The organism is Sphingomonas sp. 1F27F7B, assembly GCF_005503355.1.
Taxonomy (GTDB): domain Bacteria; phylum Pseudomonadota; class Alphaproteobacteria; order Sphingomonadales; family Sphingomonadaceae; genus Sphingomonas.
Genome location: NZ_SCMK01000023.1, coordinates 20,916 through 42,444, shown reverse-complemented (window position 1 = coordinate 42,444; position 21,529 = coordinate 20,916). Strand labels below are relative to the sequence as shown.

The 21,529-nt window shown below is 68.3% G+C and carries 22 protein-coding genes; 16 read left to right on the top strand and 6 right to left on the bottom strand.

Features of this window, described 5'->3' with window-relative positions; translation table 11 throughout:
- The 14 genes from FFS08_RS18530 to FFS08_RS18465 are packed head-to-tail and all read left to right on the top strand — an operon-like array spanning position 1 to position 9,844.
- Entirely contained in the window at positions 1-657 is a 657-nt protein-coding gene (locus FFS08_RS18530; protein WP_502702051.1) for a FliH/SctL family protein, read from the top strand.
- Positions 654-1,967, top strand: coding sequence for a FliI/YscN family ATPase (locus FFS08_RS18525; RefSeq protein ID WP_137861320.1), 1,314 nt, complete (start codon positions 654-656; stop codon positions 1,965-1,967). The genes FFS08_RS18530 and FFS08_RS18525 overlap by 4 nt, the downstream gene beginning before the upstream one ends.
- Entirely contained in the window at positions 1,960-2,409 is a 450-nt protein-coding gene (locus FFS08_RS18520) for a hypothetical protein (protein WP_137861319.1), read from the top strand. Before FFS08_RS18525 ends, FFS08_RS18520 begins: the two co-directional genes overlap by 8 nt.
- Positions 2,406-3,197 carry a hypothetical protein gene (locus FFS08_RS18515; protein WP_137861318.1) on the top strand — a complete coding sequence of 264 codons (792 nt, stop codon included), beginning with the start codon at positions 2,406-2,408 and terminating at the stop codon, positions 3,195-3,197. The genes FFS08_RS18520 and FFS08_RS18515 overlap by 4 nt, the downstream gene beginning before the upstream one ends.
- Complete coding sequence (locus FFS08_RS18510) at positions 3,194-3,637, top strand: flagellar hook assembly protein FlgD (RefSeq protein ID WP_137861317.1); 444 nt, start codon at positions 3,194-3,196, stop codon at positions 3,635-3,637. Before FFS08_RS18515 ends, FFS08_RS18510 begins: the two co-directional genes overlap by 4 nt.
- 3 nt (positions 3,638-3,640) lie before the next feature.
- Positions 3,641-4,813, top strand: coding sequence for a flagellar hook-basal body complex protein (locus FFS08_RS18505; protein ID WP_137861316.1), 1,173 nt, complete (start codon positions 3,641-3,643; stop codon positions 4,811-4,813).
- Entirely contained in the window at positions 4,810-5,592 is a 783-nt protein-coding gene (locus FFS08_RS18500; protein WP_171012699.1) for a FliM/FliN family flagellar motor C-terminal domain-containing protein, read from the top strand. The genes FFS08_RS18505 and FFS08_RS18500 overlap by 4 nt, the downstream gene beginning before the upstream one ends.
- An 8-nt stretch (positions 5,593-5,600) precedes the next feature.
- A complete protein-coding gene (locus FFS08_RS18495) occupies positions 5,601-5,918 on the top strand; it encodes a FliM/FliN family flagellar motor switch protein (protein WP_171012698.1) in 318 nt (105 codons plus the stop codon).
- Positions 5,906-6,331 carry a hypothetical protein gene (locus tag FFS08_RS18490; protein WP_137861313.1) on the top strand — a complete coding sequence of 142 codons (426 nt, stop codon included), beginning with the start codon at positions 5,906-5,908 and terminating at the stop codon, positions 6,329-6,331. Before FFS08_RS18495 ends, FFS08_RS18490 begins: the two co-directional genes overlap by 13 nt.
- On the top strand, positions 6,331-7,044 hold the full coding sequence (gene fliP / locus FFS08_RS18485; RefSeq protein WP_171012696.1) for a flagellar type III secretion system pore protein FliP: 714 nt from the start codon (positions 6,331-6,333) through the stop codon (positions 7,042-7,044). Before FFS08_RS18490 ends, fliP begins: the two co-directional genes overlap by 1 nt.
- Positions 7,041-7,784 (top strand): sigma-70 family RNA polymerase sigma factor, encoded by a 744-nt coding sequence (locus FFS08_RS18480; RefSeq protein ID WP_171012694.1) that lies wholly within the window; start codon positions 7,041-7,043, stop codon positions 7,782-7,784. Before fliP ends, FFS08_RS18480 begins: the two co-directional genes overlap by 4 nt.
- Before the next feature lie 11 nt (positions 7,785-7,795).
- Positions 7,796-8,359, top strand: a complete 564-nt coding sequence (locus FFS08_RS18475) for a tetratricopeptide repeat protein (RefSeq protein ID WP_137861311.1) — start codon at positions 7,796-7,798, stop codon at positions 8,357-8,359.
- Between the two features lie 13 nt (positions 8,360-8,372).
- Complete coding sequence (locus FFS08_RS18470) at positions 8,373-8,726, top strand: hypothetical protein (RefSeq protein WP_137861310.1); 354 nt, start codon at positions 8,373-8,375, stop codon at positions 8,724-8,726.
- On the top strand, positions 8,723-9,844 hold the full coding sequence (locus FFS08_RS18465; RefSeq protein WP_137861309.1) for a tetratricopeptide repeat protein: 1,122 nt from the start codon (positions 8,723-8,725) through the stop codon (positions 9,842-9,844). Before FFS08_RS18470 ends, FFS08_RS18465 begins: the two co-directional genes overlap by 4 nt.
- 546 nt (positions 9,845-10,390) lie before the next feature.
- On the opposite strand, the gene FFS08_RS18460 is transcribed toward FFS08_RS18465, so the two are convergent.
- The 5 genes from FFS08_RS18460 to FFS08_RS18440 all read right to left on the bottom strand — a co-directional run bounded on the left by FFS08_RS18460 (position 10,391) and on the right by FFS08_RS18440 (position 15,453).
- Positions 10,391-12,421, bottom strand: a complete 2,031-nt coding sequence (locus tag FFS08_RS18460) for a flagellar biosynthesis protein FlhA (protein WP_249340967.1) — start codon at positions 12,419-12,421, stop codon at positions 10,391-10,393.
- Complete coding sequence (locus FFS08_RS18455) at positions 12,418-13,491, bottom strand: EscU/YscU/HrcU family type III secretion system export apparatus switch protein (protein ID WP_137861308.1); 1,074 nt, start codon at positions 13,489-13,491, stop codon at positions 12,418-12,420. Before FFS08_RS18455 ends, FFS08_RS18460 begins: the two co-directional genes overlap by 4 nt.
- Position 13,492: 1 nt before the next feature.
- Positions 13,493-14,248, bottom strand: coding sequence for a flagellar biosynthetic protein FliR (locus FFS08_RS18450; protein ID WP_137861307.1), 756 nt, complete (start codon positions 14,246-14,248; stop codon positions 13,493-13,495).
- Positions 14,249-14,250: 2 nt separating this feature from the next.
- Positions 14,251-14,520, bottom strand: coding sequence for a flagellar biosynthesis protein FliQ (gene fliQ, locus FFS08_RS18445; RefSeq protein ID WP_086130312.1), 270 nt, complete (start codon positions 14,518-14,520; stop codon positions 14,251-14,253).
- Between the two features lie 120 nt (positions 14,521-14,640).
- Complete coding sequence (locus FFS08_RS18440; RefSeq protein WP_137861306.1) at positions 14,641-15,453, bottom strand: HAD-IIB family hydrolase; 813 nt, start codon at positions 15,451-15,453, stop codon at positions 14,641-14,643.
- Positions 15,454-15,733: 280 nt separating this feature from the next.
- Between FFS08_RS18440 and FFS08_RS18435 the strand changes: the two genes are divergently transcribed.
- Positions 15,734-17,467, top strand: a complete 1,734-nt coding sequence (locus FFS08_RS18435; protein ID WP_137861305.1) for a type I secretion system permease/ATPase — start codon at positions 15,734-15,736, stop codon at positions 17,465-17,467.
- Complete coding sequence (locus FFS08_RS18430) at positions 17,464-18,828, top strand: HlyD family type I secretion periplasmic adaptor subunit (protein WP_137861304.1); 1,365 nt, start codon at positions 17,464-17,466, stop codon at positions 18,826-18,828. Before FFS08_RS18435 ends, FFS08_RS18430 begins: the two co-directional genes overlap by 4 nt.
- A 110-nt stretch (positions 18,829-18,938) precedes the next feature.
- On the opposite strand, the gene FFS08_RS18425 is transcribed toward FFS08_RS18430, so the two are convergent.
- A complete protein-coding gene (locus tag FFS08_RS18425) occupies positions 18,939-20,921 on the bottom strand; it encodes a Calx-beta domain-containing protein (RefSeq protein ID WP_137861303.1) in 1,983 nt (660 codons plus the stop codon).
- Positions 20,922-21,529 lie beyond the last annotated feature (608 nt).

The window sequence follows — 21,529 nt, the reverse complement described above, 5'->3', positions numbered from 1 at the left end:
ATGCTCATCAAGTCGGATGCCGCCGTCGCGGTGCGCAGCTTCATCGGTGGCTCCAGGCTATCGGTGGAGGCGAACGACGCGCCGATGCCGGATCCGCGCGATATCGAGCGCGCGCAGCTGATCGCCGAGATCGAGCGGTTCCAGCGCCAGCGTGCGGAGGATGCGGCGGCCGCCAAACGCGCAGTAGAGGCGGCGCGCGAGGAAGGCCGGCGCGAGGGGCTGATCCAGGCCGAGCGGCGGGAGGCCGATGGAATCGCGGCGCTTCGCAGGGGGGTGGATCAGGCCCGGGCCGATTTCGCCGCGCGGCTGGAAGCGCTCGATCGGCTCGCTCCGCAGCTCGTCCGCGCCGCGCTCGCCAAGCTGTTCGCCGATGGCGAGGATTGGGCCGCCCCGGCCGAGGCGATGATCGCGCGTCAGCTCGCCGCCCTGCATCGGTCGAGTGTGATCGCAATTCATGTGAGCCCCGAGGATTTTCCGGATGCCGCCGCGCTCGCCGGGCTTTCGGACGGGCTTGGCGCCGAAGGGCTGCGCATCCAGACTGATCGTGCCTTGCGTGCCGGTGCGAGCCGGATCGAATGCCGGCTCGGGCAGATCGATCTCGACCTGCGCACCCAGTGGCAGGCGCTGTCGGCGCTGCTTGCCGAGATGGCCGGATGACGGATCATCCCTTCCTTCAGCGGCTGCGCGACCTGGAGCTGGTTCGCCCCGTCGGCTTCGTGCGCAAGGTCGCGCATGGCCATTTCGAGGCTACGGGCCCGGCCTGCACGGTGGGGGATCTTTGCGAGGTGGCCGGGGAAGGCGGCGCTGTCTGCGTCGAGGTTGCCGCGGTCGACGAGGCCGGGCTGATCCTGGTGCCGCTCGAGCAGAATCGCCAGGTGCGTCCGGGCGCACAGGTGACTGCGCTGCCCGGGGGCGGGGCGGCGGCGGTGGGCGACGGCTTTGCCGGCCGCGCGATCGATGCGTTCGGACGCCCGTTCGACGGCAAGGGCGATGTGGCCGTGGCGGCCCGGATTCCGCTTGCCGGATCGGTGCCTCGCCCGCTTGATCGTGCGGCACCGGCGAACATGGTGAAGACCGGCCTGCGCGCGATCGACGGGCTGCTGACGCTCGGCGAGGGGCAGCGCGTCGGCATCTTTGCGGCAGCGGGCGTTGGCAAGACCAGCCTGCTCGAGCAGCTTGCGGGGCAGATCGAATGCGACCGGGTGGTGCTGTGCCTGGTCGGCGAGCGCGGCCGCGAGGTCGAGGCGATCTGGCGAACGCTTTCCGCGCGCGTCGATGCGGAGCGCTTCACGCTGGTCGCCGCGACGTCCGACGAGACCGCGGCGCTGCGTGCCCGCGCCGCCAATGTCGCCTCGTGCCTGGCCGAGCATTGGCGCGATCGCGGCGAGCATGTGCTGCTGGTGGTGGATTCGGTCACGCGCCTCGCCATGGCGCTGCGTGAGATCGGCCTTGCCGCCGGCGAGCCGCCCACGGTGCGCGCCTATACGCCGAACGTCTTCGCCGCGCTGCCGCGGCTGGTCGAGCGGTGCGGCGCCACGGGTCGCGGCGCGATCACGGCGGTGATGACCGTGCTCAGCGAGACCGACGATGTCGACGACCCGATCGTCGAAGTGATGAAGTCGCTGCTCGACGGCCATGTCGTGCTGTCGCGCACGCTGGCGGAGCGCGGCCATTTCCCGGCGATCGACGTGTCGCGCAGCATCAGCCGTCAGGCTGCGCGGCTGATGGAACGCCAGCATGCCGCCGCGGCGCGCGCAGCCGTCACCCAGCTCGGCGTCTATGACGAAGCGCGGGTGATGATCGAAAGCGGCGTCTACAAGAGCGGCGCCAATGCCGAGATCGATCAGGCGATCGCGATGCGCGCAAAGCTGATGGCATTCCTGCGCCAGGGGCAAAGCGAGAATTCGGCCTTCGCCGATACGCTTTCGGGCCTGCGCGCGGCGATGGGGAGCAGCGGCCATGCATGATCGCCGCGCCCATCGCGCGCTTGCCGACATCGCCGCGCTCCGCGCCGCGCAGCGGATGGCCGCGCATCAGGAGCTGGCGGCGGCCCAGGAGCGCGAGGAAGAAGCCGCGGATGCGGCGCGGCGTGCGGACCAGCGCACCGAAATAGCCGCGCGGGCCTGGGACGCGCATCTCGGCGGCACGGAGTTCGCGCCGGAGTTCGCCCGCGCGCTCGCCGGAGAGCTTGTCGAACATGGCCGCGCGAGCGCGGCCGCGCAGGCATATCGCGAGCAGATGGCCGAGGCGAGCGCGACTGCGGAGCGGGCCTGGCACGACGGCGACGCGCATTGCCGGCTCGCCGATCGCGCGCTCGACACCAGTCGCCGCGCGCGCCGCCGCGACCGCGACGAACGCGCGCTCGATGCGCTGGCCGACCGCTTGGCTTCGAATTGGAGGCGATCATGATTGGACCCGTGCCGCATGCCGGCCCCGTGCCGCCCGAGGGGCGCGGCGATTCCGCCGATCCACAGCACGGAGAGGCGCCGAGCGACCTGTTCGCGCAGCTGCTCGGTGCAGGGGGAATGCTCGCGGGAGGGCAGGGGATGCCCGGCGACCTGCCTTCCCCATCGGCGCCGGACGCCGCGATGCTCGCGCCGGGGCAGGATGCGGCCGCGAAGCCGGGGCAGCAGGAGTCCGCGCCGCTCGCCCATAGGTTCAACCAGAACGGCTTTTTCGGCCATGCGGGCGAGACACCCGAGCTGGCCGTGACGCTGGCGCGTGAGGATGCGGGGTCCGCCGAGCCGTGGAACCCGGCGGCGCCGGCGGGCCAGGTTGCGGGCCCGCGGCCGGATGTCGCGGTTTCGACGCGCGGGAGTGCGGGCACGATATCGCGTTCGGACGCGGCACAGGGGCTGGCGATGCGCGCCGCCGGGGCGGGGCCCGATTCCGCGGGGGCAGGGCCGACGGGTGCCGCGGTCGCCGCGCCGGCGCCGATCGAGGAAGCCGAGGCCGCCGATCCGGCCGCCCCGCTGGAACGCCGCGCCCATCGCCCGACCGCCGCCGCGCGCTCGGCGCTGCACGTGGCCCTGCGCGAGCTGGAGAGCGGCCTGCAGGTCGCGGCGCGGGTCGAGGGGCTGGACGAAGCGGAGCGGCACCAGCTGCGCGACGAGATCGCGGCGCTGCTCGGCCGCCACGGGCTTTCCGCCGCCCGCATCCGAATCAACGCCATGCCGCCACGGGAGAGTGAACGATGATCGCGCAAGCCGCGCCAGTGGGCGCCGATGCCGCTGCCCAGCAGAATGCCAGCACCGCCAGCGCCGCGACCGATGCCTTCGGCCTCGGCTTCGATGCGCTGCTCAAGATCATCCTGACCCAGCTGACCTATCAGGATCCGCTGAAGCCGATGGACAATTTCGAGTTCGTCTCGCAGCTCGCGCAATTCTCGCAGATCCAGCAGAGCCAGACGATGAACGACCGGCTCGAGCTGCTGGTGTCGGCCCAGGCGACCAGCCAGGCCACCAGCCTGCTCGGGACCCAGGTCGACGTGCCCGCGGGCGCGACCACGCTCACCGGCACGGTCACTGCGGTCACCTTCGACAACGGCATGCCGCGGATCACGATCAAGACGGCGGACAATCGCACCATCAGCAACCTCGCGATCGCCAGCATCTCGCAAGTCAGGAAGGGGAACTAAGCCATGTTCGGTGCCATCTATATCGGCCTCAGTGGCCTGAACGCCTATTCCCGCGGGCTCGAGCAGGTCAGCAACAATGTGACCAACCTCAACACCTCGGGCTTCCGGGGTTCGACGGTGACCTTCCAGAATTATTATGGCGGCGGCAGCCAGGGCGGGCTCTCGCACGACACCGACAGCAGCGGCGGCGGCAACGGCGTGGGCATCGGCGAGAGCCGGCTCGACCTGAGCGCCGGCCAGCTGCGGCAGACCGGGCGCGACCTCGACCTGGCGATCGACGGCGGCGGCTTCCTCGTCCTGATGGACGGCGACAGGATGCTCTACGCGCGCACCGGCAGCTTCGAAGTGGACGACAAGGGCTTCATCGTCCTCTCGGGCACGAAATACCGGCTGGCGACGCTCGACTCTTCCGGCCGCCCGGTGAGCCTGTCGATCGACCAGAAGCGCACCAACGCTCCGCTCGGCACCACCGCGATCACCTTCACGGACAATCTGTCGAACACCGCCGTCAACGCAGTCACGATCAACGACATGATGGTGTACGACGCCAAGGGCGGCTCGCACAAATGGAGCGCGAAGTTCGAGAAGGGCACGACCGCCGGCGAATGGACCGTCAAGATCAGCGACGAGAAGGGCACGGTCGCGACCAAGACCCTCAAGTTCATCGGCAGCGTGATCGATCCGAGCACCGCCAAGATCGAAGTCGAGGATGCGACCAATGATTTCAAGGTGAGCTTGGATTTCTCGGCCGTGCAATCCTATTCCTCGGGCGACGTCTCGAACCTGCGGGCATCCTCGATCGACGGGCGCGGCGTGGGGGCGCTGACCACGGTGACAGTGAACGCCACCGGCCATCTCGAGCTCGCTTATTCGAATTCGCAGAAGCTCGATCTCGGCGCGGTCGCGCTCGCCGATTTCCGCAACACCCGGTCGCTGACCGAGAAGGATGGCGGCCTGTTCAGCTATGACGGCAGCGGCGAGCGCATGTATCTTGCCAGCGACGATCCCCGGGTAGGCCTGGTCAAGGCCAGGCAGCTCGAGGCGTCGAACGTCGACCTGTCCAAGCAGTTCGGCGACTTGATCCTGATCCAGCGCGGCTTCCAGGCCTCGTCGCAGATCGTCAGCGTCTCGAACGACATGATCCAGCAGCTCTTCGGCATCCGGGGCCAGGGATGACGCTGCCCTGCCGATCCTGGCTGCCCGACGGCACGGCTGCGCCCGCTTCGGCGCAGCGCGCGCTTGCCGACATGGTCGAGAGCTGGTCGGGCGAGTGGTTCGCCGGCGAGCCGATGCGCGTCGCCGGAGCGCTCGCGCGCGTCGCGGCGCCGCGTGCCGAGTTGCGCAAGCTGCTGTGGCACGGCTGCGACGAAGGCGCGGCGATCGGCGTGCCGTCGGCGGGCGCGATGGCACTGGGGGCGATGGTGCTCGGCGTTCCGGCCGCGGCCGGCCAGCGCAACGCGCATGACCTCGCGCTGCTCGAGGCGCTGGGCAAGGAATGCCTGGACGGCCTCAAGTCCCGCCTGGTCCAGTGCCTCGCGCTCGGCAAGCCGGTCTGGCATCTGTCGGAAGCAGCCCGCGGCGATGGGCCGGTGCACCGGCTCGAGATCGTGACCGCCGCGCGCGGGCTGACGCTCCAGGTCGAGTTGTCGGCGCCGTGCTTCGCGCGTTTCGTCCGCGAGGCGCTGTCCGAGCCGGCCACCGGCGCGCCCCTGGGCTCCGGCAGCGCCGCGCTTGCCGAAATCCCGGTTTCGCTCTCCGCACTGCTCGGCCGCAGCCGCATCACCGTCGCCGAGCTGGCCGGGCTCGGCTGCGGCGACGTGCTCGTGCTCGACCGGGCGACCGACGCCGTCCTGCCGCTCGCGGTGGACGGCCTCCCGCTGGCGCGCGGCCGCTGCGCGGTGATCGAGGGCGAGCGCGGGCCCGCGCTCGAGATCGTAGAAGCTCCAACCCGATGAGTAGCCCCGTGACCGAACCGAGTGACATCCTGCCCCCCGAGACCAAGCCCATCGAAACCAGGCCGGATCGGCCGGCAACGGCGCGTGTCAGCAGCAAGCTGATCGAGAATGTCGGCGTCCAGCTGGAGGCCTTCCTGGGCGCCGCCCCGATGACGGTCGCCGATCTGACAGGCCTTGCCGCCGGCGCGGTGGTGACGCTCGACGCGCAGCTCAACACGCCGGTCGAGCTGCGGCTCAACGGCGTGGCGGTTGCGCGCGGCGAACTGGTCGCGGTGGGCGAGAAGTTCGGCGTGCGCCTCACCGAGATCGCGCAATGGCCCGACTGACCGCAATTCTCGCATGCCTGTTCGTACATCTGGCCCAGGCGCCGGTGGCGCTCGCGCAACCGGGGCGGCTGGGCGGCGGCGGGAGCCTGAACCTCTCGCTCACGCGGATCGTGATGGCGTTGATCCTGTGCCTGATGCTCGCCGCGCTGATTGCCCTGGCGCTCAAACGGAGCGGCGGGCGGATCGATCTCCCGCGGTTGCGCGGGCTGGTTGCGGCCCTGCCGGCGCAGCGGCGCGTGGAAGTGCTCGAGACGCGCCGCGTCAGCCAATATGCCGATATCTGCCTGCTGCGCTGCGACGGGCGGGAATATCTCGTCCTTTGCGCGCCGCAGCAGCAGCTCCTGCTGCGCGAGAGCGAGTGTCCGGCGCCGGTGCCGTCCAGGGTGGCGGGCGCGGCGGGGGAGGCCGGCTGATGCGCCATGTCCGCATTGCCAAAGCCTATCTGCTGGCCGCCGCGCTGCTTGCCCCGGCCACTGCCTTCGCTGCCGATGGGGCGGGCATGAGCACCGATCTGGTGCGCACCATGCTGCTGCTCACGCTGATGGCGGTCGCCCCGGCGATCTTCATCAGCATGACCAGCTTCGTTCGGATCGTCGTGGTGCTGGCGATGGTTCGCCACGCGTTCGGCATGCCCGAGACGCCGCCCAACCCGGTGCTGATCAGCCTCGCGCTGTTCCTCACGGCCTTCACCATGGGGCCGACCCTGACTGCCGTGAACGGCCAGGCGCTCAAGCCGCTGATGGCCGGCAGCGTCACTGTCGAGCAGGCGATCGACAAGGGCAGCGGGCCGTTGCGCAATTTCATGCTCGCCCAGACGCGCGACAGCGACATCGAGGCGATCTACGCGATCGCCAAGGCCCCGGTGCCGGACCGGCCCGAGCAGGTGGACCTGCTCAAGCTCACGCCTGCCTTCATCCTCAATGAGCTGCGGGTCTCCTTCACCATTGGCTTCGTCATCCTGCTGCCCTTCCTGCTGATCGACCTGGTCGTCGCCTCGATCCTGCTCGCGCTCGGCATGATGATGGTCCCCCCCTCGACGATCTCGCTGCCGATCAAGATCCTCATGTTCGTCCTGATCGATGGCTGGGGGCTGATCCTGCAAGGCGTGCTGGGAAGCTTCAGGTGAAGCCGCGCCGGGGCGGTACTTCCTCGGGGCTCGGCCTGTTGCTGGTGCCCCCCCGGGTGGAGGCGTCGCTCTGGCGGCGTTTCCGCTTCGAGCGCGAGTTCCGCTGCCGCGAACAGATATTCACCCAGTATCGGGCGCTTGCCCGTGCCATCGCCCGGCGCCAGCTGCGCGCGCGGCCGCGCAACGGCGTCGAGCTCAACGACATGGAGCAGTTCGCCTATGAAGGGCTGCTCGTCGCGATCGATCGGTACGATCCGCTGCGCGGCATCCCGTTCGGCGCCTTTGCCCGGCGCCGGATCATCGGCAGCATCGCCGATGGCGCGGCGCGGATGAACGAGAGCGACGCGCAATATAGCTATCGCCGCCGGATCGAGACGGAGCGGCTGCGCTCGATCGCGGCGGAGACCGGGCCGGCCGATCCGCTCGACGCGCTCGCCGACCTCGCCGCCGGGCTTGCGATCGGCCTGATGCTGGAGGGGACCGGCCTGGTCGAGCCGGAGGACGGGATCGATCGGCGGCCCAATGCCTATGAGAGCCTGGCCTGGCGCCAGCTCAACGCCCAGCTGGATCGCGAGATCGATCGCTTGCCCGAACGGGAGGCAGCGATCATTCGCCAGCACTATGAGAACGGCGTAAGCTTCTCTCAGATCGCGCAATTGCTCGGCTTGTCGAAAGGCCGCGTCTCGCAGCTCCACGCGCTCGCGCTGGCCAGGCTGCGGGCCCGGATAGGATATCGTTGATGGAGATGGACATGACGCTTTGCAGTGACGAGGAGATGGCGCAGCTGCTCGCCGCGATGCATGCGGATACGCCGGACGAACTTGGCTTTGCCGAGCGGCTCATCGAAGCCTATCCGGAGGATGCCCGGCTCCACTTCCTGCGCGGTTCGATGCTCGCCGGGTCGGGCCGGCCGATCGAAGCGCACGCATCGCTGAGCCGCGCCGTCGCCTTGGCGCCGGACTTTGCGCTGGCGCGCTTCCAGCTCGGCTTTTTCGAGCTGACCTCGGGCGAGGCGCCGCGCGCGCTCGCCACCTGGGAACCGCTCGATGCGCTGCCGTCCGACCATTATCTGGTGCATTTCGTCCGCGGGCTGCGGCACCTGATCCAAGATCATTTCGGCGAGGCGATCCGCGAGCTGACCGAGGGGATTGCGGCGAACGAGGAGAATCCGCCGCTGAACCACGACATGCGGCTGATCATCGACGAATGCAGCCGCCTGGCCGGGGACGGCGCCGCCCCCGCGAAACCGGCCGACGAAGAGGCTTCGGCGACTTCCTTCCTGCTCGACCAGCTCGGGCGGGGAACCACGCACTGAGCGCGCGCGCGGCATGACTCGCATCGGCAATGTCGATCAGGTGTTGCTGCTCCTGCAGGAGCAGCTGCAACGGACGAGCCGCAATCGCGGCACGGCGCGGCAGGGGCGGACGGCGCGTGCAGAGGCATCGTCCGCGCGCCCGCTCGATCGGGTCCGTGCGCTTGCCGCGCTCGATACGCTGGACGAAGAGGAATTGCGCCGGGCGATGGTCCGCGGCCTGCTTGCCGAGCAGTTCGGCGAAGCCGTGGGGAATGATCCGGCGCTGATCGCCATTGTCGATCAGGTGAGCCGGATGATCGGCGAGACGCCCGAGGGGCGCCAATTGATGGACAGGGCCCTGGCCCAGTTGAGGGAATCACGAGCATGAACCAGACCGCCGCCGCGCAGAGCCGCCATGATCGCCTCGCGGCGTTGCTCGTCGAGGATCCGGACAATGTCGCGCTGATCGCCGATGCCGCGGAAGCCGCATTCGCCGAAGAGCGCCTCGATGCCGCCGAGGCGCTGCTTGATCGCCATGCCCGGCTCCAGCCGCTGCCGCCCCAGGCGCAGCATCTGGCCGGGCTCGTCGCGATGCGCCGGCTCGACTGGCCGCACGCCGCCGATATCTATGCCGCGTTGCTCGCCGGCGGGGCGGATGCGCCGCCAGTGCGCTTCAACCTCGCCTGGTCGCTCGCCATGGCCAAGCGCTTCGACGAGGCGCTGGCGGCGCTCGACATGGCGACCAGCGCCGCCTTGCCCCAGGCGGCGCAGCTGGAAGTGCAGCTGCTGCACGAGCTCGGCCAGTTCGATCGCGCGGTGGAGCGGGCGCGTGCGCTGATCGCGCTCCATCCCGAGCATCGCGGGCTGAACGCCATCGTCTCGACGCTGGCGATCGATATCGAGGACACCGATCTCGCGGCGCGTACCGCGCGCGTGGCGGGCGACCATCCCGACGCACTCACCACGCTCGGCACGCTCGCGCTGAGCGAGGACGATCCGGCTGCCGCGGCGGAGCTGTTCGAGGCGGCGCTTGCCCGTGCGCCCGGCGCGCCCCGGGCCTGGATCGGGCTCGGGCTTACCCGCATGCTGGGCGGCGACCAGGCGGAGGCCGCGCGCGATCTCGACAAGGGCGCCGAGATGTTCGGCACGCATCTCGGCTCCTGGATCGCGGCGGGCTGGGCGCATGTCCTGGCCGGGGATCGCGCCGCCGGTCGCGCCCGCTTCGAGAAGGCGCTGGCGCTCGACGACAGTTTCGGCGAGGCGCAGGGTTCGATCGGGGTGATCGAGCTGCTCGACGGCCATGTCGAGGAAGCGCGCCGTCGCACCGCGATTGCGATGCGCCTCGATCGGGAGAGCTTCTCGGCGGCGCTGGCGTCGATGCTGCTCGCGGCGGGCGAGGGGAATCGCGAGCGCGCCGCCAGGATCTTCGAGACCGCGCTCCACACGCCGATCGGCAGCGACGGCAAGACCCTGGCGCATTCGCTGATGAAGCTGGGCGCGCGATAGGGGCGGAGCCCCTAGGTTGAGAACTCAAACAAGCATCTGATTTCCCGTCGTCATCCCCGCGCAGGCGGGGATCCAGGGCCAGGCGCGGAACGAGTGTGGCGGTCCTGCCCTCTCCGGACAGCGTTCGCGCGGTGGTGCCGATATCCCGCATTACCCTGGATCCCCGCCTTCGCGGGGATGACGGCTATTGGACCGTCCTTGCCTGAAGGGGATAAGTGCCGAACAAGGCCGGGGTGGCGGGTCATCTGCGGAAACTGCGATCCTCGGCTTGCCGATGGCGCCCCTCTCCCAAACCATGCCGCCATTCGGGCGGCGGCGGCTTGCAATGTAGGATTTCAGCTGCTTGGCTCGCGCAGCCGGACCTCCGGTCCGGCCGCTCTTTGCCTCTGTTGGAAAGATGGGATCACGCTCGCGCAAGGATGCTGCGAGATGGACGACAATCCGCAAACCGAGGCGGAATTGAGCGCCGTGAGAATCGCGTATTCGCGTGAACTTCGCGACTTTCGGCGACTGCGCGCTGGCGATGTGGGAAATGCCGGCCCGCGCTCATCCCTCCAGCCGGACCACGTCGAACGATTTCAGACTTACCCGCATCGGGATCTCGCTCACCGACAGGATCGAGAGCTTGGGGATGCTGCGGCGCGTGAGGTTCTTCAGATGGCGGCGGATCTCGCCGCCGCAGAGCAGCACCGGCGCGCGGCCCTGGCGGAACATCTCCTCGCTCATTGGGGCGAGGCGGCGGATGATCTGCTCGGCCAGGCGCGGCTCGACCGCGAGCGAGCTGTGGCCGGCATTGGCGCCGATGCTGGCGACGATCTGGTTCTCCACGCGCGGATCGAGGCTGAGCACGGCCAGGTCGCCATGGCTGCCGCGCAGCTGGTGGCAGATGGCATAGCTCATCCGCTGCCGGATCTGTTCGGTCAGCTCGATCGGGTCCTTCTGGGTGCGGGCCAGGTCGACGAGATGTTCGACGATCAGGTCGAGATTGGCGATCGACACGCCCTCGCCCAGGAGGTTCTGCAGTACGCGCTGCACGTCGGAAAGCGTCAGCGTGTTGGGGATCAGGTCCTCGACCAGCCCGGGCTGGCGCTCGCGCACTTCGCCCAGCAGCCCGGCGACGGTGGCGCGAGTGAGCAGGGTCGAAGTCTCGCTGCGGATGATCTCGCCGAAATGCGTGACCATCAGCGTGATCGGATCGATGATCGTGTAGCCCGCGTCGCGCGCTGCGCGCGTCTCGCTCTCCGCGATCCAGAAGGCGGGCATGCCAAAGGCGGGGTCCACCGTTTCCTCGCCGGCCAGCCTGGATCTGGCGCCCTGATTGGCGATCGCCAGCACCCGCTCGGGCCGGATCTCGGCGGCGCCATAGCGGGCGCCGAACAGCCGCACTTCATATTCGAAGCTGCCGAGCCCCTGGCCGTCGACGAGCTTGACCGCGGGGAAGCCGATGCCGAGCTCCTGTTCCTGCGCCCGGCGCAGCCCGGCGAGGCGCTCGAGGATCAGGGCGCCTTCCTTGTCCCAGGCCTGGCCGAGCTCGCTCCCGAAGCGGATCTCGACCGCGGGCAGCGGCGCGGTGCCCGATGCCGTCGTCGGGTCGGTCGCGTCCTCCTCGGCATCGGCCAGCGCGGCGGTGCGGCGGCGGAGGCGCCACCATGCGAAGCCGGCGGCCGCGCCGATCAGCAGGATCGGCCATTTCGGCATGCCCGGCATCAGCATAAGCGCCAGCAGCACCGCCGCGACGATCAGCGGGATGCGCGGCTCGGACGCCAGCTGGCGGAACACTTCGGTGGAAAGCTGGCGGTCCGCCGCCGAGCGCGTGACGATGATGCCGGTGGCGATCGAGATGATCAGCGCGGGCAGCTGGGTGGCGATGCCGTCGCCGATGGTCAGCAGCGTGAAGTGCTGCAGCGCCTCAGGCCACTCCATGCCCATCTGGCTGACGCCGACGATCCAGCCGGCGATGATGTTGATCAGCAGGATGATGATGCCGGCGATCGCGTCGCCCTTCACGAATTTCGAGGCGCCGTCCATCGCGCCGTAGAAGCTGGCTTCCTTCTCAAGTTCCTCGCGCCGGCGCACCGCTTCCTTCTGGTCGATCAGGCCCATGTTGAGATCGGCGTCGATGCTCATCTGCTGGCCCGGCATCGAGTCCAGCGTGAAGCGCGCCGCGACTTCGGAGACGCGCTGGGCGCCGCTGGTCACCACGACATATTGGACGACGACGAGGATCGCGAAGACGACCAGGCCGATCACGAAATTGCCCTGCACCGCAAAGGCGCCGATCGATCCGATCACGTCGCCGGCATTGCCGCCGGTCAGGATGAGGCGCGTGGCGGCGACGTTCAGCGACAGGCGGTAGAGCGTCGCGACGAGCAGCAGCGAGGGGAAGGTCGAGAACTCCACCGGCTTGCCGACATAGAAGGTCAGCAGCATGATCGTCAGCCCCAGGCCGAAATTGACGATGATCGCCAGGTCGAGAAAGGCCGGCGGGATCGGCACGAACAGGATCACGAGGATCGCGATCGTCGCGCCGACCAGCGCCAGGTCCTTCTGGTTGCGGAACAGCTTGTCGAGCATCATGCGGTTTCCGGATGGTGCGAGGCCCGGCGGAGCGCGATGTAGAGCTCGGCCACTGCCTCATAGGTGGAAGGGGGGATCGCACCGCCCGCCTGGCAGGCGCGGAAGAGAGTGCGCGCCAGCGGCGGCCGCTCGAGGATGGGGATGCCCAGGCGGAACGCCTCGTCCTTGATCGCCAGCGCGAAGCGGTTGCGGCCCTTCGCCGAGACTTCGGGCGCGATCATCCGCTCGGCATCGTAGCGCAGCGCCACGGCGAAATGCTCGGGATTGACCACCACCAGATCCGATCCCGGCAGTGTGCCCAGGCCTTCGCTCTGCTTGGCGAATTCCGCATGGAGCTGCTTGCGCTTCCGCTTGATGCGCGGATCGCCCTCGCGGTCCTTGGCCTCGCGCGTCACTTCGCGGCGGCTCATCCGCATCTGCTTGAGGAACTCGCCGCGGACCAGCACCTGGTCGAGGATGACGAAGCCGATGGCGATCGCGATGAACACGAAGACCAGTCGCAGCCCCGCGCCGGCAAGCGCCTCGGCCAGCCGCTCGCCGTCGCTCGCGGCGATCGCGAAGCGGGCGATGGCATCCTGGACGACGAACCAGGCGGCGATCGCATAGACCGCGGACTTGAGTACTGTCTTCAGCGTCTCCTTGAGCATCCGCATCGAGAAGAGCCGTTTGAGGCCGGTGGCGGGGTTGAGCCGGTTGAAGTCGGGCTTGAGCGGCTGCGTCGTGAAGATCAGCCCGCGCAGCTGGAGGATCTCGAGGAAGATCACCACCGCCATGATCGTGCCGCCGAGCAGGGCGAGCGGCTGGATCGCCGCCCAGGCGATGGTGCCGATCATCGCCTGGGCCTGTTCGGGATCGCCCGCCCGGTCGATGCCGGCGGAGAAGGCCTTGCGCATCAGCTCGGCGATCTCGCCGACCATCGCCGGCCCCGCCACCGCCCCGAAGCCGGCCAGCGCGACCAGCCCGCCGAGGAAGCCCAGCTCGGCGCTGCGCGCGACCATGCCCTTCTCGCGCGCCTTCTTCAGCTTGAAGGGCGTCGGCGCCTCGCTGCGGTTCTGCTCCTGCTCGGCCATGTCAGATCAGCCGCGGCATGGTTTCGAGCGCAGTGCGCATCAGCCGGGCGAACAGCGCGCCCGAGAAGGAGAGAGCGAGCGGCAGCGCCGCGATGGTCGCCAGCGCCTTCACCTGGAAGCCGAGGAGCAGCACGTTCATCTGCGGCAGGGTGCGCGAGAGGAAGGCGACGATCAGGTCGAGCAGGAACAGCACCAGCAGCACGATCCCTGCGAGTCCGATCGCCATCAGGAACACCGTGCCCATATATTCGATCAACGGCGCCGGATCGCCGCCCAGGCGCGCGGCGCCGAGCGGCACTTTCTCCACCGAGGCCGCCCAGATCGCCAGCAGGTCCTCGGGTGCGCCGATCGCGAAGAATATCGCGGCCCCGGCATAGGCGAAGAATGTGCCGGCCAGCGGCATCTGCGCGCGTGTGGTGGGATCGACCAGCACCGCCAGCCCGAATCCGGCCTGGATGTCGATCGCCCGCCCGGCAGTGAGCAGCGCCGCGAAGGCGAGCTGGAGCGCAAGCGCGAGCGACACGCCCAGGAAGAGCTCGCCCAGCACGACCACCGGCAGGCCGGCGTCCCGGAAGGGCGCGCGCCAGGTCGCGTCGGGATTGCCGGAAACCAGCCAGGCGGAAAGGGCGATCGCCAGGATCAGCCTTATCATCGCCGGAATGCGCAAGAGCGTGAAGGGCTGTGCGAAGCTCAGCGTCGGCGCGATGCGCAGGCTAAGCAGCAGGACGGCCACCGCCTGGTCGGTCAGGTCGCCCATGATCAGCTCGCGAGCGTAGGGATCACCAGGTACAGGCCGCGCGCGAAATCGGTGATCCGCGCGATCATCCAGGGGCCCAGCAGGATGAGCAGCATCGCCGCCACGAGCAGCTTGGGCACGTAGCTCAGCGTCATTTCCTGCATCTGCGTCGCTACCTGCAAGATGCTGATCAGCACGCCGACGACCAGCGTGGCGAGCAACACCGGCCCGGCGACGATCAGGCAGTTCCACAACATGTCGTCGAGCAAATTGAGCGCGCGGTCGGCTTCCACGAAATCCCCCCGGATTTTCCGATTTCCCGCCCCGAATCGACGATTCGGCACGGATTCGTTAACCATAATTCCAGGTGGATTTCCGCCAAGGCAAATAGCTTTTAATTCAACGACTTTGGTTCAAATTCCTGGCCGGTGCCCAGGTTCGGCGGAAAGCTGGCGGGTGGAAAGTGCGGGCGGCCGCGCCTGGTCGCGCAGGCAGGCGGTGACGGTGGCGATGACGGTGCCGGTCTCGGTGGGGTCGCGAACCTGGATGGCATCGATGCCGGTCGCGCGCGCGGGCTCGTCATTGCCGCCGGGATACAGGGCATCACCGACGAACAGCATGTCGGCGATGGGGATGCCGCTTTCGCCGGCGAGCCGTTCCAGCGCATGCGCCTTGTCGATGCCGGGGCGAGTCACGTCGATGGAGGTGGTGCCGCCGAGCCGGATCGAGAGATGGGGCAGCAGGCGCCGCAACTCGGCCTGCAGGGCCTCGCGCTTGCTCCGGTCGGGGTCCCATTGCGCCTTGGCCTCCAGCGGCGCCTGTTGGCCGAGCCCGGAAAAGGTGAACTGGCTTCCGCGATCCTCGATCCGTTCGCCCCAGATTTTCTCGGCGGGAAGAGCGACCTTGGCCAGTGCCCGGTCGAACGCGGCGCGGATCGCCTGCTTCTCCGCATCGTCGAAGCGCTCGGCATAGATTTCCCGCCATGCGCCGGCGTGGCGATAGAGCTTGGTGCCGGTCGTTGGCATCAGCCACAGGCCCTCCCGCCGGGTGCCGGCCTGCAGCCGCGCCGCGACCTGGCGCTGGAACTGCGGCCAGTCGCCGCCGGAGATCACGGCCGCATCGGCGACTTCGAGCAGCCGGGCCAACATCGCGGCCATTGCGCTGGTGAGCATCTGCTTGCTCGGGGCGAGCGTGCCGTCGAGATCGAAGGCGATCAGGCGCTTCATGCGTCTCGCCCCGAAGGAGTCTTCACGTCGCGGAGACCGGTTGCATCCATGGTGCGGCAAGCGATCCGCCGGGCCGATGGTTCCGGGTTCGCCGGGGCCGGTCGCCGGAGACCAGGCCGAACCGTTCCGGGTTTTGTCGATTGTGGCTACAATCGCGCATGCGGAGCCGATCCGGGGGTTTTTCTCCGGGAAAGCGTCATGTTGATCCGGTAGCGGTGTCGGGCCGGGGCGAAGCGATGCGGGCATCCCCCACGCACGGGGGTTCTTTCCGGATCGAGCCATGGACAAGTTGCGTCTAGCTTCGCCGGGCATCGCGGCCGCCTTGGCCCTGTGTCGTCGCCATCTGTTCGCCGCAGCGGTGTTCAGCGCGCTCCTCAACCTGCTCTACATCGCGCCGACCTTGTACATGCTTCAGGTCTATGACCGGGTGATCCCGACACGGGGTCTCCAGACGCTGGCCTTCCTCACGCTGGTCTTGATCTTCGCGCTGGCCACGCTGGCGCTGCTTGACGGAATCCGCGGGCGGCTGCTGGTTCGCGCCGGTGTTCGGCTCGATGCCGCACTCGCGCCGCAGATCCTCGATGCCACGCTGGGGCGCCCGGACCTGCCGGTCGCCCGCCAGGCGCTGCGCGAATTCGACACGATGCGCGCCACGCTCAGCGGGGCGGGTGTGCTGGCGCTGTTCGATGCGCCCTGGGTGCCGATCTACATTCTGGTCTGCTTCCTGGTGCACCCCTGGCTCGGCCTGGTCGCGATCCTCGGCTGCGCGCTGTTGCCGCTGATCGCCTGGGCGAATGAGCGTTCGACCCGGAAGCGGCTGGACCAGGCGCAGAGGATCGCCGCGCTTTCCTATGCGCATCAGGAAGCGGCGCTGGGGTCGAGCGACAGCATCCGCGCGCTCGGGATGCGCCGGGCGATGGTCGCCCGGCAGTTGCGCCAGCGCGAGGCGATGCTCGACGCGCAGACCGATGCGGGCTTCGCGACCGGCGGCTACCTCACCGCGACCAAGTTCGTCCGCCTGGCGCTCCAGTCGCTGGCACTCGGGCTGGGCGCATTGCTCGCGGTCGACAATCTCATCTCGGGCGGGGCGATCTTCGCCGCTTCCTTCCTTATCGCGCGCGCGCTCGCGCCGATCGAGCAGCTGATCGGTACCTGGCGTCCGATCGTCCAGGCACACCAGGCCTATCGCAACCTCACCCTATTGCTGGACGGTGCGGAGGATGCGGCGGAGCCGACCCGGCTGCCTCCGCCGCGCGGCGCCGTGGCGCTCGAGAATGTGACCGTGCTCAACGATGCGCGCGACGGCGCGATCCTCAATTCGGTCTCGCTGCGCATCGCGCCGGGCGAAGTGATCGCGATCGTGGGGCCGAGCGGGGCGGGGAAATCCACTCTGGTCCGCGCGATCGCCGGCGCATTGCTGCCCGACCATGGCACCGTTCGCTTCGACGGCGCCGATGCGATTGACTGGGAGCCGGAGGTGCTGGCCCGGTATATCGGCTATCTCCCCCAGGATTTCGCGCTGTTCGCCGGCACGGTGGCGGAGAATGTCGCGCGCTTCTCCGCGGAACTCGAGGAGGATCGCGCAGCGATCGACGCGGCGGTGATCGCCGCAGCCGAGACGGTCGGCGCCGATGCGCTGATTCGCCGGCTTCCCAAGGGCTATGAGCATGTGTTGAAGCTGCGTGGCGAGGGCTTGTCCGCGGGCCAGGCACAGCGGATCGCGCTGGCACGCGCCGTGTACCGCGATCCGCCGATCCTGATTCTTGACGAGCCCAACGCGCATCTCGACGCTGAAGGCGATTCCGCGCTGATCGCTGCGCTTGGCGCACTCAAGGCGGAAGGGCGGACGATCCTGATCGTCTCGCACAAGCTCGGCATCCTGCCGGTGGTCGATCGCATCCTGGTGCTGCGCGAAGGGAGAGTGGAGATGTTCGGGCCGCGTGACGAGGTGTTGCCGAAGATCGCGCCACCCGCCTTGCGCGTCGCTCGTGCCGCGGGAGTGCAGGCGGGATGACGACGACCATTCTGCTCCCTCCGCGCCGCGACGTGGCGCCGCTTCCAGCCCCGTCGCGAGCCGATCCGACGCGAGACATCCGGCTCGGCGCGATCGTGGCCATGCTCTTCTTCGTCCTGTTCCTGGGTTGGGCGGCATTCATACGACTGGATGCCGCCGCCTATGCACCCGGCACGCTCGTCGTCTCGGGGCAGCGCCAATCGGTCCAGCATCGCGATGGCGGCGTCGTCGGCCGGATCTTCGTTCGTGAGGGCCAGCGCGTCGAACGGGGGCAATTGCTGATGCAGCTGGCCGCCGCCGAAGTGCAGGCGCAGGAGCGGGCATTGGCATCCCAGTCCATTCGCCTGCTCGCCCAGCGCGCCCGGCTGCAGGCGGAGGAGCTCGGCAAGCCGGCGTTCGCGCCGCCTCGTGAATTCAGCGGTCTCGCGCCCGAAGACCGGGCGGAGGCGGCGGTAGCGATGCGGCTCCAGCGGATCGAGCTGGCCGCTCGCAACGCCGTGCTGGCGGCGCAGCGCGATACACTCGGTCAGCGTGTCGTCCAGTCGAGCGAGCAGGGCCGCGGCTATGGTCGCCAGGCGGATTCGACGGAGGAGCAACTGCGGCTGGTCGAGGAGCAGATCAGGGTGCTGCGCCCCGTGGCCGACAAGGGGTTCGTATCGCAAACCAGAATGCGTGACCTCGAGCGCGCGCGCGCCGAGCTGCGGGGGCGGGGCGGGCAATATCGTGCCAGCGTCGCGCAGACTCATGGCGCGGTTGGGGAGAGCCGCATGCAGATGCTCGAGACCGAGCGCAGCTTCCGCGAGCGGACCGCCGCCGACCTGCGCGATGTCGAAAGCCGGCTCGGCGAGGCGTTGCCCAAATGGATCGCCGCGCGCGATCAGCTCGAGCGAACCGCCATACGGGCACCTGCTACCGGGGCGGTGGTCGGCCTGTCCATCTTCACCCCGGGCGGCGTGATTTCACCGGGCCAGAAGCTCATGGACATCGTGCCCGAACATGTCGCGCTTCGTATCCAGGCAAGGATCGCTCCCGACGATGCCGATGACCTGGCGGTGGGGCAGCGGACGCTGGTGCGCTTCACCGGGCTCCACGAGCGCCGCCTGCCGAGCCTCGAGGGCCGGCTCAGCCGCTTGTCGGCGGACAGTTTTACGGATGAGAGGACCGGTCAGAGCTTCTTCACCGGAGAAGTCACGGTTCCGCGGGACCAGCTGGGCCTGATCCGGGCGGTGCGGGGCAGCGATTTCGCGCTGCGGGCCGGAATGCCGGTCGAAGTGCTGATCCCGCTGCGCAAGCGGACGGCGCTCGACTATGCTCTCGAGCCTCTCATCGGCAGCTTCTGGTCCTCGTTCCGCGAACATTGACGGAGCGATGGCCGGCAACTGCGCTGGTTTCGTCCATTCACCCCGGTTCGCGCATATGGGCACATATGTGGCATCCCGGTCGAGCCTGGGCCCGACCGGGATGCCGCACGTCAGAAGCCGTGGGCGAGGTCGATCGGCGCCGCGTGCGAGAACCCGCTCGCGAGCGTGCCATCGGCATCGAGCTTGCCAGCCAGAGCGGACAGAGAGTCGAAGCAGGAATCCCCGGTGACGATCTGGACCTTGCTGGGATCGCTGACGCCGAGCAGGACCGCTGATCCGCCGAGGCTGAGCTTGAGGACGAGGTCGTTGATGCCGTCATGGTTGACGTCCGTGACCTTGGTTCCGGTCACGGTGACGCCGTCGTCGAGGACAATCCGATCCTGGCTCGTGTCGAAGTCGTAGATCGTATCCCGGCCGCCGAACCAGCTGAAGTGGAAGCTGTCTGCGCCGGTGCCGCCCCACAGCTGGTCGTTGCCCAGGCCACCATAGAGCGCGTCGTTGCCCGCGCCGCCGTACAGCTGGTCCTTCCCTGCGCCGCCATACAGCGTGTCGTTGCCGTCGCCGCCGTACAGCGTGTCATTGCCGAGGCCGCCGTCGAGCACGTCGTGTCCGTCCAGGCCGTAGAGCGTGTCATTGCCAAGGCCGCCATACAGCGCGTCTTCGCCCGACGTGCCGTAGAGCGTGTCGTTGTGGATGGTGCCGACGCGCACCACGCCATCCGCGATCCCGGTCACCGTGACGGTCACCGTCGCCGTGCTGGTGAGCCCGCCGGCATCGGTTACCGTATAGGTGAAGCTGTCGGTCGCGGTTGCGCCGGGCGCGAGCGCGTCGAACGCATCGGCGTCGGCGACATATTGCAGGGTCTGGTGCGCGGGGTCGAACACCACATGGCCCAGGGTGCCCGTGGTATTGACGGCACTGATCGAAAGCGGCTGGCCCTCGGGATCCGTGTCGTTGGCGAGCAATGTGGCCCACAGGTTCGGCGTCGTCGCATCCTCGTTGACTGCCGCGGTATCGGCGTGCGCCACGGGAGCCTGATTGGGATAGTCGTCGTTGACGATGGTGCCGGTGGCGGTGTCGCGATCGACGATCACGTTGGCGCTGAGCGGGTAGAGATGGACCGAGAGCGTCTCGTTGGCCTCGACCTGGGTGTCGCCCTTGACTGGGATGGTGATCGTCTTGGTGGTTTCGCCGGCGGCGAAATCGACGACGCCGGCCAGGGCCGCACCGGGAGCGAGATCGTTCGCGGAAGCGCTGCCGTCGAGTTCGACGCCATATTCGACGCTGGCGGCGGCGTCGATGCCGCCGGTGCGAGTGACGGTGAAGACGAGGTTGCTCGTGCCGCTATTGCCTTCGACGACGCTGGTGTCGCCGATGCTGACATGGCTGGGGAGAACATCGTCGTTGACGATGGTGCCGGTGGCGGTGTCGCGATCGACGATCACGTTGGCGCTCAGCGGATAGAGATGGACCGAGAGCGTCTCGTTGGCCTCGACCTGGGTATCGCCCTTGACTGGGATGGTGATCGTCTTGGTGGTTTCGCCGGCGGCGAAATCGACGACGCCGGCCAGGGCCGCGCCGGGAGCGAGATCGTTCGCGGAAGCGCTGCCGTCGAGCTCGACGCCATATTCGACGCTGGCGGCGGCGTCGATGCCGCCGGTGCGAGTGACGGTGAAGACGAGGTTGCTCGTGCCGCTATTGCCTTCGACGACGCTGGTGTCGCCGATGCTGACATGGCTGGGGAGAACATCGTCGTTGACGATGGTGCCGGTGGCGGTGTCGCGATCGACGATCACGTTGGCGCTCAGCGGGTAGAGATGGACCGAGAGCGTCTCGTTGGCTTCGACCTGGGTGTCGCCCTTGACTGGGATGGTGATCGTCTTGGTGGTTTCGCCGGCGGCGAAATCGACGACGCCGGCCAGGGCCGCGCCGGGAGCGAGATCGTTCGCGGAAGCGCTGCCGTCGAGTTCGACGCCATATTCGACGCTGGCGGCGGTGCTCGCATCGCCGGTGCGAGTGACGGTGAAGACGAGGTTGCGGGTGCCGGAATCACCCTCGATGACGCTCGCATCGCTGATGCTGAGATGATCCATGGGATATTATTCCTTTAGCAAGTCTACGTGTGGCGCGTAGGGATGATATGGTTACACGAATCACAAACAAAGTGACGCATCTGGCTAATCATCGAGTATGACAATGCCATTGCGGTTCTTTGTTTTGTGAATTGTCTATTGTGGTCAGCTTTTGTCTATTGATGATATGAAATTGTTTATTGTTGTGATGATTTTGTATGATGTTGTGATTTGGGGTGGCCATGTGATGCCCGCACCGTCGCGGGCCGGCCGCACTGGCAGTGAATGTGGGTGCAGGGGCGATCGATGACGAAGCGGTCGCGGTAGTTCCGTGGGCCCCGCCCTCACGCGTTTGTGCGGCGCGCCAGAAGACCCCGTGTTTCCCCTAGGTGAGCAAAGCGCGGGATCATCCATGTCACACTAGCGTCCCAGAAAAGTGGTCTAAAAAGCGCACGGTGCTCCGACTCAATGCGAGTGTTCATGCCTGGTCCAAATCGGATCAATTTCCCGGGTCTATTCTGCTCGTGTGTCGGTCAGGCCGTCATACTGGGCGGGATCCTGTACGGACTCTCCGACAGCCACCGGGAAAGGCTGGGGATCAGGGACGCGCATGCCCCGCTGGTCCTGGA

Bases quoted from the DNA above. Each gene is read 5' to 3' on its own strand.
- FFS08_RS18470 (WP_137861310.1), top strand. From the start codon at position 8,373: ATGACTCGCATCGGCAATGTCGATCAGGTGTTGCTGCTCCTGCAGGAG.
- FFS08_RS18500 (WP_171012699.1), top strand. From the start codon at position 4,810: ATGACGCTGCCCTGCCGATCCTGGCTGCCCGACGGCACGGCTGCGCCC.
- FFS08_RS18425 (WP_137861303.1), bottom strand. From the start codon at position 20,921: ATGGATCATCTCAGCATCAGCGATGCGAGCGTCATCGAGGGTGATTCC.
- FFS08_RS18530 (WP_502702051.1), top strand. From the start codon at position 1: ATGCTCATCAAGTCGGATGCCGCCGTCGCGGTGCGCAGCTTCATCGGT.
- FFS08_RS18430 (WP_137861304.1), top strand. From the start codon at position 17,464: ATGACGACGACCATTCTGCTCCCTCCGCGCCGCGACGTGGCGCCGCTT.
- FFS08_RS18515 (WP_137861318.1), top strand. From the start codon at position 2,406: ATGATTGGACCCGTGCCGCATGCCGGCCCCGTGCCGCCCGAGGGGCGC.
- FFS08_RS18505 (WP_137861316.1), top strand. From the start codon at position 3,641: ATGTTCGGTGCCATCTATATCGGCCTCAGTGGCCTGAACGCCTATTCC.
- FFS08_RS18450 (WP_137861307.1), bottom strand. From the start codon at position 14,248: ATGGGCGACCTGACCGACCAGGCGGTGGCCGTCCTGCTGCTTAGCCTG.
- FFS08_RS18440 (WP_137861306.1), bottom strand. From the start codon at position 15,453: ATGAAGCGCCTGATCGCCTTCGATCTCGACGGCACGCTCGCCCCGAGC.
- FFS08_RS18525 (WP_137861320.1), top strand. From the start codon at position 654: ATGACGGATCATCCCTTCCTTCAGCGGCTGCGCGACCTGGAGCTGGTT.
- FFS08_RS18510 (WP_137861317.1), top strand. From the start codon at position 3,194: ATGATCGCGCAAGCCGCGCCAGTGGGCGCCGATGCCGCTGCCCAGCAG.
- FFS08_RS18520 (WP_137861319.1), top strand. From the start codon at position 1,960: ATGCATGATCGCCGCGCCCATCGCGCGCTTGCCGACATCGCCGCGCTC.
- FFS08_RS18465 (WP_137861309.1), top strand. From the start codon at position 8,723: ATGAACCAGACCGCCGCCGCGCAGAGCCGCCATGATCGCCTCGCGGCG.
- FFS08_RS18475 (WP_137861311.1), top strand. From the start codon at position 7,796: ATGACGCTTTGCAGTGACGAGGAGATGGCGCAGCTGCTCGCCGCGATG.
- FFS08_RS18460 (WP_249340967.1), bottom strand. From the start codon at position 12,421: ATGATGCTCGACAAGCTGTTCCGCAACCAGAAGGACCTGGCGCTGGTC.
- fliP (WP_171012696.1), top strand. From the start codon at position 6,331: ATGCGCCATGTCCGCATTGCCAAAGCCTATCTGCTGGCCGCCGCGCTG.
- FFS08_RS18490 (WP_137861313.1), top strand. From the start codon at position 5,906: ATGGCCCGACTGACCGCAATTCTCGCATGCCTGTTCGTACATCTGGCC.
- FFS08_RS18455 (WP_137861308.1), bottom strand. From the start codon at position 13,491: ATGGCCGAGCAGGAGCAGAACCGCAGCGAGGCGCCGACGCCCTTCAAG.
- FFS08_RS18435 (WP_137861305.1), top strand. From the start codon at position 15,734: ATGGACAAGTTGCGTCTAGCTTCGCCGGGCATCGCGGCCGCCTTGGCC.